Below are 10,483 nucleotides of genomic sequence, written 5' to 3' on the forward strand. Positions count from 1 at the left end.
ACCCGCATGGTTCCGCAATAATGGTTAAATGAAGTTTAATTGGTTGCCCAAAAGTGAATAGTTAAATTTCTAAAGGTATATTTTTCCCGATGACAGGGCCGCCGTCCTCCATAGCGTCGATTTTTTCACGCGGCCAGGCCACCTCGACAATGGCGCCGCGCCGTTCGCGGAAGGGGCTCAGGGTCTGGAACGGGTCCGACCCATTGGCGAATCTCAGTTGGGCGCCAGTGCGCTGCAGCAGAGTTTTGGCAATGAACAGGCCCAGCCCCATGCCCTCATACTCCGGCCGTTGCTTCAATTCGCTCTCGCCGCGGCGGCGGCGCACGAAGGGGTCGCCGATCCGACCCAGCAGCTGCGGCGGGAAGCCCTGTCCGTCATCGCAAATGCGCAGGATGATCCGGTCGTCATTCCAGGCGGCATCAATCCAGACGGTGGACTGGGCAAAGTCGACGGCGTTCTGCACCAGGTTGCGCAGCCCGTGGATGATCTCAGGCTTGCGCAGCACGGTCGGCTGCTGGAAATCGCCGCCCTCCAGCGGTTCTTCGTGATAAACGACAGTCTTGCCCCGGTTCATATGCGGCTCAGCGGCCTCGGTCACCAGGGTCGAAAACGGTGCCTGGCGCAGGTGCAGGTCGTCTTTTCCGGCGCGGCCCATACTGCGCAGGATGTCGCGGCAGCGGTCGGCTTGCTCACGGATCAATGCGGCGTCCTCGCGCAGGTCGGGGCGGTCGTCCAATTCCTCGATCAGCTCGGCGCTGGCTAGTTTAATAGTGGCCAGGGGCGTGCCCAGTTCATGCGCGGCAGCGGCAACCACGCCGCCGAGATCGGTCAGCTTCTGTTCGCGTGACAGTGCCAATTGGGTGGCGCTCAGCGCGTCGGACATCGAGCGCATTTCATTGCTGACGCGGAAGGAATAGGCGCCGATGAACAGGATGGCGATGACGATGGCAATCCAGTTGCCGAAGATGAACACATCGGGGATGCGCAGAATGAAGCCCAGCTCGGTGCGCAGCGGCAGGTGGAATTCTGCCAGCAGGGTAACCAGGATGATGGCCGTAGCACCGATGATCAGCGTAGAGCGCAGCCCCATTACCGCGGCGGAGATTGTCACCGGACCCAGCACCAGCAGCGCAAAGGGATTGTTCAGGCCGCCGGTGAGATACAGCAGAAAGGCCAGCTGCAGCAGGTCGAACAGCACCATGAGGAAATTCTCGAACTCGGTCAGGCGCTTGTTTTCTGGAAAGGCAATGATAGCGATCAGGTTGCCGGCCGCCGAGACGCCGATTGCCAAATAGCACAGGCCCAGCTCCAGCTGCAGGTTGAAGCGGTGCTGCGCCACGGCAATGGCGGTGATCTGCCCGGCAATTGCTACCCAGCGCAACAGGATCAAAGTCCGCAAACGGATCCAGTGGCTGTGTTCATGGCTGCCCGCCAGCCTGAAGATGCGATCGCTCATTTGGTCCGCTGCTCCCGCAGATGTGACGCCGTGCGCCAGTTGCATCGGCTGTATTTCTTGATAGGTCTGGCGCCGCAAACGATCAACAACCCTTCCCTGACGAAAAGTGTGATCTCATGACCCGCGTATATGCTCTTCTTGCCGTTGCCTTTGTTGCTGCCTTGGTTGGCGGCGCCTGGTTCCTGACGCGCGGGGGCAGCGGGGGTGACAAATTCGCACAGTGCCGCAGCAGCCAGATTGCGGGCGGGGCGGACACCATCGGAGGGGCATTCGAACTGGTCAATGCCAAGGGTGAGACGGTTACTGACAAAGACGTAATCACCGAACCGTCGATCGTCTACTTCGGTTACACCTTCTGCCCGGATGTCTGCCCGATGGATTCGGCCCGCAATGCCGATGCCGTCGACGTTCTCGCTGAGCGTGGCATCAGCGCGACGCCGGTATTCATTTCCATCGATCCGGACCGCGATACCCCTGAAGCGGTTGGCGATTTTGCCGCGAACCTGCATGAAAAGATGATCGGGCTGACCGGCTCGCTGGAGCAGGTGAAGGCCGCCAGCAAGGCTTACAAGACCTATTTCAAGAAGAACGAAGGCGACGAGGACTACTACTTGGTCGACCATTCCACCTTCTCCTATCTGGTGCTGCCCGAGGAAGGTTTCGTGGAATTCTTCCGCCGCGACGAAACCGCAGAGCAGATGGCCGACAAGGCCGCCTGTTTCATTGAAAAAATCTGAAGCAGGATAGCTGTTTGACCTTTCCCCTTGCCCGGACATATTCTTGCGTGAACTGAAATACTTCGCGGAGGACCGGGCATGGCCGAAACTGCTCTGCAGGACATTGGACCCGATAAATCGCTGCTGCTGGTCGATGATGACGAGCCGTTCCTGCGGCGACTGGCCAAGGCAATGGAGAAACGCGGCTTTGAGGTGGAAACCGCAGGCTCTGTCGCTGCCGGCAGTGCCATCGCAACCGCCCGCCCGCCGGCTTATGCGGTTGTCGACCTGCGGCTGGAAGACGGCAATGGGCTGGATGTGGTCGAGGTGCTTCGCGAAAAACGCCCGGACAGCCGGGTGGTGGTGCTGACCGGCTATGGTGCCATCGCTACGGCGGTGGCTGCGGTCAAGATCGGTGCGACGGATTATCTGTCCAAGCCGGCCGATGCCACCGACATCATGAACGCGCTTCTCACTACCGAGGATGAGCTGCCGCCGCCTCCGGACAACCCGATGAGCGCGGACCGGGTGCGCTGGGAGCATATCCAGCGGATCTATGAGCTGTGCGACCGCAACGTGTCAGAGACCGCCCGGCGCCTTAACATGCACCGCCGCACGCTGCAGCGGATCCTGGCCAAGCGCAGCCCGCGCTGAGCCTCACAGCCGGCCCATTAACTCCGCATGGCGGCGCATGAACGCCATGCGGGTTTCCACCGGCGGCCGCAGCATAATCCTCAATCCATCCACGATCTCAGGCTTCGGACGGCCGAAAAACCGGCTGGCCTCCTGCTCTGAAAACCCTGCGATCTGCACCGCCTCCATCCAGGCGCTGACCTTGTCGGCGCGTTTGATTTGCGCCTTCACTGTCTTGGGCAAAGCTGCCGGCAAGCCGAACCGCAGATGAATGGCGGCCGTCAGCCGCTGGTCCAGATCGCCATAACCAGGACCCACCGCGGCCTTGACCGGTGAGATCATGTCGCCGATCACATATTCAGGCGCATCATGCAGCAGCGCTGCCAGCCGCCATTTGACCGGCGCCTTGGGGTTCAGACGGGCAAAGATATCTTCGACCAGCAGCGAATGCTCCGCCACCGAATAGGCGAAATCCCCCTGTGTCTGACCGTTCCAGCGCGCCACGAAGGCCAGCCCGTGGGCGATGTCCTCGATCTCGATGTCCACTGGGGTCGGATCCAGCAGGTCCAGGCGGCGGCCGGAGAGCATGCGCTGCCAGGCGCGGGCGGGTTTGGCGGGCATCGAAGGTGTCCTGTCGCAGAATTCGCCCCATTGACTACCTGTTGAGCGGCACCCGGGCAATGCCTCGAACTTGCGGATGTTCACGGTCCGGACACAGATGAGAACCAGGTGTTTATGCGCCGTGAATTTGAAACCAGTGCGTTCTGACCCAATATTATAAGGGTACAAGGGGCACCGCCCCCTCACGCGGCAAACCCCTTTCGTGACGTGACACAGAATGGAAAGGAGTTTGTCATGTTCAAAAGACTGCTTGGTATTTCTCTGCTTTTTGGCATGGCCGCGACTGCGCCGCCTGCCTTGGCTGCCAGCTGCGGCGACCGCACGATGATGACCGAGAAGCTGGCAAGCGGATATTCCGAACGGCTGACCGCCGGCGGATTGCAGAAAGGCCGCACCGAGGCCACTGTGATTGAGGTCTGGGCGTCGGATGAAACCGGAACTTTTACCGTTCTGGTGACACACGCAAACGGGATCAGCTGCGTTGTCGCGACCGGATCCTCATTCTTCCACCTCCCGGAAACAGAGCCGGATCCGGGTACGCCAAGCTGAATTAGCGGTTTGACAGGCTCTCCCCCCTACAGCCTGACCATTTGCAAAAAGCCAGAGCCTTCGGCTCCGGTTGCGGGTATCTTCGTTGAATATCAACACATGCAGTGTTAGGCCCTGCAGCTAGTGTACACGTAACCGGAATGGAGCAGACTATGGCCGGGGATTATATCGTCAAGGACATCGCGCTGGCCGGATTCGGCCGCAAAGAGCTGGATATCGCCGAAACCGAAATGCCGGGGCTGATGGCCTTGCGCGAAGAGTACGGCGAAAGCAAACCGCTGAAGGGCGCGCGTATTGTCGGCTCGCTGCACATGACCATTCAGACAGCGGTTCTGATCGAAACCCTCGTGGCGCTGGGCGCAGATGTGCGCTGGGCGTCCTGCAACATCTTCTCGACACAGGATCACGCCGCCGCGGCGATTGCCGAAGCCGGCATCCCGGTCTTTGCGATCAAGGGCCAGACGCTGGAAGAGCATTGGGACTACCTGGATAAATCCTTCATGTTCCCTGAAGGCGCCAACCTGATCCTCGATGACGGCGGCGATGCCACCCTCTATGTGCTGCTGGGCGCGCGTGCCGAAGCGGGCGAAGACATCATCCCGGTGCCGCAGTCCGAGGAAGAGGCCGTCATCAAGGCGCAGATCATGAAGCGCATGGAAGCGTCGCCCGGCTGGTTCACCAAGACCCGCGACGCGATTCTGGGCGTGTCCGAGGAAACCACCACCGGCGTCCACCGCCTCTATGATCTGCAGAAGAACGGCCAGCTGCCGTTCCCGGCGATCAACGTCAACGACTCGGTCACCAAGTCCAAGTTCGACAACAAGTACGGCTGCAAGGAATCGCTGGTCGACGGCATCCGCCGCGCGACCGACACCATGATGGCCGGCAAGGTCGCCGTGGTTTGCGGTTACGGCGACGTGGGCAAGGGCTCCGCTGCCTCACTGCGCGGCGCCGGCGCCCGGGTGAAAGTCACCGAGGCTGACCCGATCTGCGCCCTGCAGGCGGCAATGGACGGTTTTGAAGTGGTGCTGCTCGAGGATGTCGTGTCCTCCGCCGATATCTTCATCACCACCACCGGCAACAAGGACGTGATCCGCATCGAGCACATGCGCGAGATGAAGGACATGGCGATTGTTGGCAACATTGGCCACTTCGATAACGAAATCCAGGTCGCCAGCCTGCGCAACCACAAATGGACCAACATCAAGGACCAGGTGGACATGATCGAGATGCCCTCGGGCAACCGTATCATCCTCCTGTCCGAAGGTCGTCTGCTGAACCTCGGCAACGCCACCGGCCACCCGTCCTTTGTGATGTCGGCTTCCTTCACAAACCAGGTTCTGGCCCAGATCGAACTGTGGACCCGCGGCGACAACTACGAAAACCAGGTCTATATCCTGCCCAAGCACCTGGACGAGAAGGTCGCGCGCCTGCACCTCGGCCGTATCGGCGTCAAGCTGACTGAGCTGAGCGCTGAACAGGCCGCCTACATCGGCGTCAAGCCGGAGGGCCCCTTCAAGCCAGAGCATTACCGCTACTAAGCGGAAGCGAGATACACGGAAAGGCGCCGCCAGAATGCTCTGGCGGCGTTTTTTGTTGCCTTGATTGCTTTAGCCTCCGGTGGCGGGGTCGATGACCGTCTCTATCCTGGTGATCTTGCTGGCCGGGAAACCGCTTAGCTTCGAGTGTTCGTGAATCGCTTCTTCGGACTCGGCCAGATAGATGCAGAAGGTCTTGTCGCCGGCGACGTAGGAGTGCTGCCATTGGACCCGCGGAGCCAATTTGGCCAGAGCCTCATTGGAGGTACGTGCTGCACCCCCTAACTCGTCATTGCTCATGCTGCCGACCTTCGGAATTTCCCTTTCAATGAGGAACTTTTGCATGACTTGATTTCCTCCGCTTCAGTGGTTTGCAGGCCTCGATATAGGCCCGAATTCAAGAAAGGCTTGAGGTTCAGCACTGCCGGCGGCGGATTTTGGCCCAGGGAAGTCTGGACCATCGGTCAAGAGAGCTTTGGAACTCACCGTTTCTCCAGCGGACTTTACCTCAGGGTGAAGTCCAATGACTCGGTTCGTGCTGTTTCTGATTTAGCTCACATTGTCCAGGTAATTGCTTTGCGGAATCGCGATGTCACCCGCTATACAGGAGTCACCGGCCAGGACGGCCAGGAACCAGATTTTTTCATACGCGTGTGGTGGATAGTGGAGCACGCGGGGTGGAAGGGAAGGTCCTGTTTGTCCGCAGGTCCTTCCCTTTTTCATTTAGAACAGCGACAGAACCAAACCCGCGGCCGCGCAGGCGAGCGTCGCATAACCGCCGTCAATCAGCGTCAGCTTCACTGGCCGCATGCCGTACATGTTGTTCAGCGCAATCCAGGGGCTGATGAAGAACAAGCCGATGCCAGCGCCGCCGATCAGCCCGGCGCCCAAGGTTTCAATGCCGGACAGGCTGAATACATGGCGCATCATGCCCGCGACGATTAACTGCAGGAGGAAGGCCATTGCAAAGATCATCGGGCTTTGGCCGCCTTTAGGCTTGCCGGTTTCGTCGCATTCAACGCCGGAAGCCTCGACCCAAGGCTTGGCCAGGGCGCCGTAATATACTGCCCCCAGCACAAATGCTGCCGCTGCCGCCGCAATCACACTCAGAAATTCCATGATGCTCCCCTCAATGGTTTCAGCCACTTGAGAGCAGAGTGGCAGATCAGCCGGGATCTGTCTCCCCCAGCGCGCAGACAGCGGCCCATTCCGCCTCGCTCACCGGCTGCACCGACAGGCGTGAGTTTTTCACCAGCACCATCTCTTCCAGCCGCGGATCGGCTTTGATCTGATCCAGGCTCACCGGCTTGGCAAAGGGGCGCACCGCCTTGATGTCGACGCACTCCCAGCGGTCGTCCTCGGTGGTGCTGTCCGGGTGCGCCTCGGCACAGACCTCGACGATGCCGACCACGGATTTTTCCTTCTGCGAGTGATAGAAGAACCCGCGGTCGCCAATGTTCATTTCGCGCATAAAGTTGCGCGCCTGGTAGTTGCGCACGCCGTCCCATTCCTCACCCGCGTCACCTTTGGAGACTTGGTCATCCCAGCTCCAGGTGGAAGGTTCGGATTTAAACAGCCAGTAGCGCATCAGCCGATAACTTTCTTCCAGGTGATCAGTTCGACAGCTTCAAACAGTCCGGCCTTGTTATAGGGATCATTTGCCGCCCATTCTTCGCCTGCTGCCATGTCTTCGACGTCCAGAATAATCAGAGAGCCGGCCATATTACCATCCTGATCCAGCAGCGGACCCGCCTGCGCCACGGCGCCGGTGTCGTTGATATAGGCCAGATGGGCGTCGCGGTTGTCCAGACGGGTCTGCAAATAGCCGGGTTTGTCGCGGGCGATCAATGCGATGAGCATTTTATTCCTCTTTTAGCGGTCTTTTAAGCAATTGAGCCGCCGCTTCGGCAATGGTCAAGCGCTGATCGAGCAAATTGGTTACCGTCTGCGTGATCGGCATATCCAAGTGCATTTTCTGCGCTTGTTCAGCCACCGCATGCGCAGTTGCGGCACCTTCGACCGTGATACTGGAATCAAAGGCCTCGCCGCGCCCGATCGAGAGGCCCAGCCGGTAGTTGCGGGACAGGTCGGAGGTGCAGGTCAGCGCCAGATCGCCAAACCCCGAAAGCCCGGCCATCGTTTCGGACTTGGCGCCGCAGGACAGCGCCATGCGCTGCATTTCCGCATACCCGCGGGTCATCAGCGCGGCGCGGGCGCTATCGCCCAGCCCGGCGCCAATCACCGCGCCGCAGGCGATCGCCATCACGTTTTTAAGCGCCCCGCCCAGTTCGGCACCTGTGGTGTCATTGGTGCGGTAAAGGCGCAGGTTTGCGGTGGTCAGCTGCTCTTGCAGCGCTTTACACAGGGCTGCGTCGCCGCAGGCAAGCGTCAGCGCGGTCGGCAGGCCGCGGGCGATATCCGCGGCAAAGCTCGGCCCGGTCAGCAGCGCCGCCGGCGACTCCGGGAGCGTTTCCTGAATGACTGCGACCGGACCAAGCCCGGTGTGCAGCTCAATACCCTTGCAGCAGGCCACCAGGGTCTTTCCGGTCAAATGCGCCCGATGCTCTTGCAGGACGCTGCGCAGCTTCTGCATGGGGACCGCCAGCAACAGCACCTCTGAACTGCAAGCCTCGGCGATATCCCCAGTAGCGGTGAGGGGGGCGGGCAGGTCAACACCGGGCAGGCGGGCCGCGTTCCGGCGGCTGTCCTGCATTGCTTTGGCGTGATCCCCATCACGGGCCCACAGGGTCACCGGCCCGTTGCCGGCCAGCGAAATCGCGAGCGCAGTGCCAAAGGCACCGGATCCAAGAACCGAAACTTTCATGCTTTGGCTCCTTTACGGCCGGATCCGATCAGCGCCGGGCTGCTTTGGTCCAGCGGCCAGCGGGGGCGGGCGGTCAGGTCCAGACCATCGCGTGCCCCGGTTTTGAAACGCTCGAGCCCGGCATAAGCAATCATCGCGGCGTTGTCTGTGCACAGGCGTAGCGGCGGCGCGGTGAAGGCGGCGCCGGCCTCAGCGCAAACAGTCTCTAATGCAGCGCGAATAGCGGTGTTTGCCGCGACACCGCCGGCGACGGCGACGGTTGGCGCCGGGGGCTGTTCTTTCAGATACAGGCGGATGGCGCGGCGGGTCTTCTCCGCCAGGGTGTCCACGACGGCGGCCTGGAACCCCGCACACAGGTCAGCCCGGTCCTGGCGGGTCAGGCCGCCTTTCTCAGCCACGATCTGATCGCGCATCCGCATCAGGGCGGTCTTCAGACCGGAAAACGACAGGTTGCAGTCCGGCCGGTCCAGCAAAGGCCGCGGAAAGCGGAACCGCTTGGGATCACCGTTGTCCGCCTCAGCCTGCACGGATGGGCCGCCCGGCTGCGGCAGGCCCAGCAGGCGGGCGGTCTTGTCGAAGGCTTCGCCGGGGGCGTCGTCGATTGTACCGCCCAAGCGGGTGAAATCCTCCGCCCCGCGTACCAGCAGGTACTGGCAATGCCCGCCAGAGACCAGCAGCATCAGGTACGGATAGGCAACCCCATCGGTCAGCCGCGGGGTCAGCGCATGGCCTGCCAGATGGTTCACCCCGATCAGCGGCAGGCCTGCCGCGGCGGCAATCCCCTTGGCGCACATCACGCCCGACATCACCCCGCCGATCAGCCCCGGGCCTGCGGTCACGGCGACGGCATCCATGTCCTTCAGGGTCAGCCCGGCCTCTGCCAGCGCATCCCGCACGCAGATGTCCAGCTTCTCGGCATGCGCGCGCGCGGCGATCTCCGGCACCACGCCGCCAAAGGCGCTGTGCAGCTCGGTCTGGCCGAAGACGACTGACGACAGCACCTCGGGTTGCGCGCCCTCTGCCTGCCGCACCACCGCGGCGGCGGTGTCGTCGCAGCTGCTTTCCAGCCCCAGAATGGTCAGGGTTTTTGTCATGGCCTTACCGTTGCATCGAATTGCCGCCGGGGCTACCACCTATGAGGCCTGCAAACAATCCCGGGAGCCCCGCGATGGTGCCTTTGCTGATGACACGCCCGCTGGCAGCGGCAGAGCGGTTCGTGACCAGCCTGCCCGAAGCGGCGCGTGCCGGACTGCGGGTGATCTATGCGCCGCTGATGGAGATCCGGCCAGCGAAGGCGTCGGTCAGCTTGCAAGACGTCAAAGGTGTGATCTTCACCTCCGCCAACGGGGTGGAGACCGCTTCACGTGAAACCGCCGCGCGCCTGCCGGCCTATTGCGTGGGGGAGCGCACGGCCCGTGCCGCAGCCAAGGCGGGCTGGCAGGCGTCCTGCCTGGGGCAGTGCGCTGAAGAACTGGTTCAGGCGTTGCTCAGCCAGCGCCCCAAGGCGCCGCTGCTGCATCTGCGCGGCGCACATGCACGTGGCGACATTGCCGGGCGGCTCACCAGCGGCGGCATCCCCTGCCGGGAGCAAATCCTGTATGATCAGGTGCTTCTGCCGCTGACCGAAGAGGCCACGGCCGCGCTTGCTGCGCAAACCGACGTGATCGTGCCGCTTTTCTCTCCCAGAACTGCGCGCCATTTTGCCAATCTGTGCGGGGATGCTGCACATTTGCATCTGATTGCCCTCAGTCCGGCGGTGGCAGAACCGCTGAAAGGCTTGAATTGCAAGACGTTGCGGGTCACTAAGACTCCGGACGCTGCGGCATTGGCTGCTGCTGTCCTTGTTGCCGCAGCGCAGCTGTCGCAGCTTGAGGGGGACCGGCGCGCAGAGTAGTGTCCAGCGTGTTCGCAGGAATGTATTTTAGGAATCGAGGGGGAGGCCGGCGTGGCTGACAAGAAAACTCCGGAAGACGTTACTGAGCCTGGCCCCGGTGAACCAAAGCCGGCTGAAGAAACCACGGAAGCGTCCGAGGTGGATGTGACCGAGGAGCGTGCCGAAGAGGCGGTTGACAAGCCGGCGGTCTCAGATTCCCCGCTTTCCGAGACCGAGACCGAGACCGAGACCGAGACCGAGACCGAGACCGAG

13 protein-coding genes and 1 pseudogene are annotated in these 10,483 nt (G+C 61.6%); 6 read left to right on the forward strand and 8 right to left on the reverse strand.

What is annotated here, in order from left to right:
* Positions 1-61 precede the first annotated feature (61 nt).
* Positions 62-1,456, reverse strand: a complete 1,395-nt coding sequence (gene regB / locus AC4HIX_RS03220) for a sensor histidine kinase RegB (RefSeq protein ID WP_490397865.1) — start codon at positions 1,454-1,456, stop codon at positions 62-64.
* A gap of 116 nt (positions 1,457-1,572) precedes the next feature.
* On the opposite strand from regB, the gene AC4HIX_RS03225 reads away from it, so the two are divergent.
* Together AC4HIX_RS03225 and AC4HIX_RS03230 are read left to right on the forward strand one after the other, a co-directional pair.
* On the forward strand, positions 1,573-2,193 hold the full coding sequence (locus AC4HIX_RS03225; RefSeq protein ID WP_490397866.1) for an SCO family protein: 621 nt from the start codon (positions 1,573-1,575) through the stop codon (positions 2,191-2,193).
* 78 nt (positions 2,194-2,271) lie between these two features.
* Entirely contained in the window at positions 2,272-2,826 is a 555-nt protein-coding gene (locus tag AC4HIX_RS03230; protein WP_475048571.1) for an ActR/PrrA/RegA family redox response regulator transcription factor, read from the forward strand.
* A 3-nt stretch (positions 2,827-2,829) separates the two neighbouring features.
* Here AC4HIX_RS03230 and AC4HIX_RS03235 read toward each other — a convergent pair whose 3' ends face one another.
* The gene (locus AC4HIX_RS03235) at positions 2,830-3,426 is read right to left on the reverse strand and encodes an HD domain-containing protein (RefSeq protein ID WP_490397867.1); all 597 of its coding nucleotides are present in this window, start codon (positions 3,424-3,426) and stop codon (positions 2,830-2,832) included.
* 234 nt (positions 3,427-3,660) lie between these two features.
* Here AC4HIX_RS03235 and AC4HIX_RS03240 point away from each other — a divergent pair, with 234 nt between their 5' ends.
* Positions 3,661-3,975, forward strand: a complete 315-nt coding sequence (locus AC4HIX_RS03240; RefSeq protein WP_475048575.1) for a hypothetical protein — start codon at positions 3,661-3,663, stop codon at positions 3,973-3,975.
* Positions 3,976-4,127: 152 nt separating this feature from the next.
* Positions 4,128-5,516: an adenosylhomocysteinase gene (gene ahcY, locus AC4HIX_RS03245; protein ID WP_490397868.1), complete on the forward strand. Its 1,389-nt coding sequence runs from the start codon at positions 4,128-4,130 to the stop codon at positions 5,514-5,516.
* A 69-nt stretch (positions 5,517-5,585) separates the two neighbouring features.
* On the opposite strand, the gene AC4HIX_RS03250 is transcribed toward ahcY, so the two are convergent.
* The 6 genes from AC4HIX_RS03250 to tsaD all read right to left on the reverse strand — a co-directional run bounded on the left by AC4HIX_RS03250 (position 5,586) and on the right by tsaD (position 9,431).
* On the reverse strand, positions 5,586-5,858 hold the full coding sequence (locus AC4HIX_RS03250) for a DUF4242 domain-containing protein (RefSeq protein ID WP_475048579.1): 273 nt from the start codon (positions 5,856-5,858) through the stop codon (positions 5,586-5,588).
* Positions 5,859-6,236: 378 nt separating this feature from the next.
* Entirely contained in the window at positions 6,237-6,632 is a 396-nt protein-coding gene (locus AC4HIX_RS03255) for a DUF1761 domain-containing protein (protein ID WP_490397869.1), read from the reverse strand.
* 46 nt (positions 6,633-6,678) lie between these two features.
* On the reverse strand, positions 6,679-7,101 hold the full coding sequence (locus AC4HIX_RS03260) for an EVE domain-containing protein (RefSeq protein WP_259971312.1): 423 nt from the start codon (positions 7,099-7,101) through the stop codon (positions 6,679-6,681).
* Complete coding sequence (locus AC4HIX_RS03265) at positions 7,101-7,373, reverse strand: YciI family protein (RefSeq protein WP_490397870.1); 273 nt, start codon at positions 7,371-7,373, stop codon at positions 7,101-7,103. The genes AC4HIX_RS03260 and AC4HIX_RS03265 overlap by 1 nt, the downstream gene beginning before the upstream one ends.
* A 1-nt stretch (position 7,374) precedes the next feature.
* Positions 7,375-8,337: an NAD(P)H-dependent glycerol-3-phosphate dehydrogenase gene (locus AC4HIX_RS03270; RefSeq protein ID WP_490397871.1), complete on the reverse strand. Its 963-nt coding sequence runs from the start codon at positions 8,335-8,337 to the stop codon at positions 7,375-7,377.
* Positions 8,334-9,431 carry a tRNA (adenosine(37)-N6)-threonylcarbamoyltransferase complex transferase subunit TsaD gene (gene tsaD / locus AC4HIX_RS03275; RefSeq protein WP_490397872.1) on the reverse strand — a complete coding sequence of 366 codons (1,098 nt, stop codon included), beginning with the start codon at positions 9,429-9,431 and terminating at the stop codon, positions 8,334-8,336. Before tsaD ends, AC4HIX_RS03270 begins: the two co-directional genes overlap by 4 nt.
* A 74-nt stretch (positions 9,432-9,505) precedes the next feature.
* Between tsaD and AC4HIX_RS03280 the strand changes: the two genes are divergently transcribed.
* Positions 9,506-10,231, forward strand: coding sequence for a uroporphyrinogen-III synthase (locus AC4HIX_RS03280; protein WP_490397873.1), 726 nt, complete (start codon positions 9,506-9,508; stop codon positions 10,229-10,231).
* Between the two features lie 51 nt (positions 10,232-10,282).
* Positions 10,283-10,483 (forward strand): annotated as a pseudogene (locus AC4HIX_RS03285) (hypothetical protein); the annotation flags it as partial.

It is taken from the genome of Leisingera sp. (genome assembly GCF_982940295.1).

Bases quoted from the DNA above. Each gene is read 5' to 3' on its own strand.
- AC4HIX_RS03235 (WP_490397867.1), bottom strand. From the start codon at position 3,426: ATGCCCGCCAAACCCGCCCGCGCCTGGCAGCGCATGCTCTCCGGCCGC.
- AC4HIX_RS03280 (WP_490397873.1), top strand. From the start codon at position 9,506: ATGGTGCCTTTGCTGATGACACGCCCGCTGGCAGCGGCAGAGCGGTTC.
- AC4HIX_RS03255 (WP_490397869.1), bottom strand. From the start codon at position 6,632: ATGGAATTTCTGAGTGTGATTGCGGCGGCAGCGGCAGCATTTGTGCTG.
- AC4HIX_RS03265 (WP_490397870.1), bottom strand. From the start codon at position 7,373: ATGCTCATCGCATTGATCGCCCGCGACAAACCCGGCTATTTGCAGACC.
- ahcY (WP_490397868.1), top strand. From the start codon at position 4,128: ATGGCCGGGGATTATATCGTCAAGGACATCGCGCTGGCCGGATTCGGC.
- AC4HIX_RS03230 (WP_475048571.1), top strand. From the start codon at position 2,272: ATGGCCGAAACTGCTCTGCAGGACATTGGACCCGATAAATCGCTGCTG.
- AC4HIX_RS03240 (WP_475048575.1), top strand. From the start codon at position 3,661: ATGTTCAAAAGACTGCTTGGTATTTCTCTGCTTTTTGGCATGGCCGCG.
- tsaD (WP_490397872.1), bottom strand. From the start codon at position 9,431: ATGACAAAAACCCTGACCATTCTGGGGCTGGAAAGCAGCTGCGACGAC.
- AC4HIX_RS03225 (WP_490397866.1), top strand. From the start codon at position 1,573: ATGACCCGCGTATATGCTCTTCTTGCCGTTGCCTTTGTTGCTGCCTTG.
- AC4HIX_RS03250 (WP_475048579.1), bottom strand. From the start codon at position 5,858: ATGCAAAAGTTCCTCATTGAAAGGGAAATTCCGAAGGTCGGCAGCATG.
- AC4HIX_RS03270 (WP_490397871.1), bottom strand. From the start codon at position 8,337: ATGAAAGTTTCGGTTCTTGGATCCGGTGCCTTTGGCACTGCGCTCGCG.
- regB (WP_490397865.1), bottom strand. From the start codon at position 1,456: ATGAGCGATCGCATCTTCAGGCTGGCGGGCAGCCATGAACACAGCCAC.
- AC4HIX_RS03260 (WP_259971312.1), bottom strand. From the start codon at position 7,101: ATGCGCTACTGGCTGTTTAAATCCGAACCTTCCACCTGGAGCTGGGAT.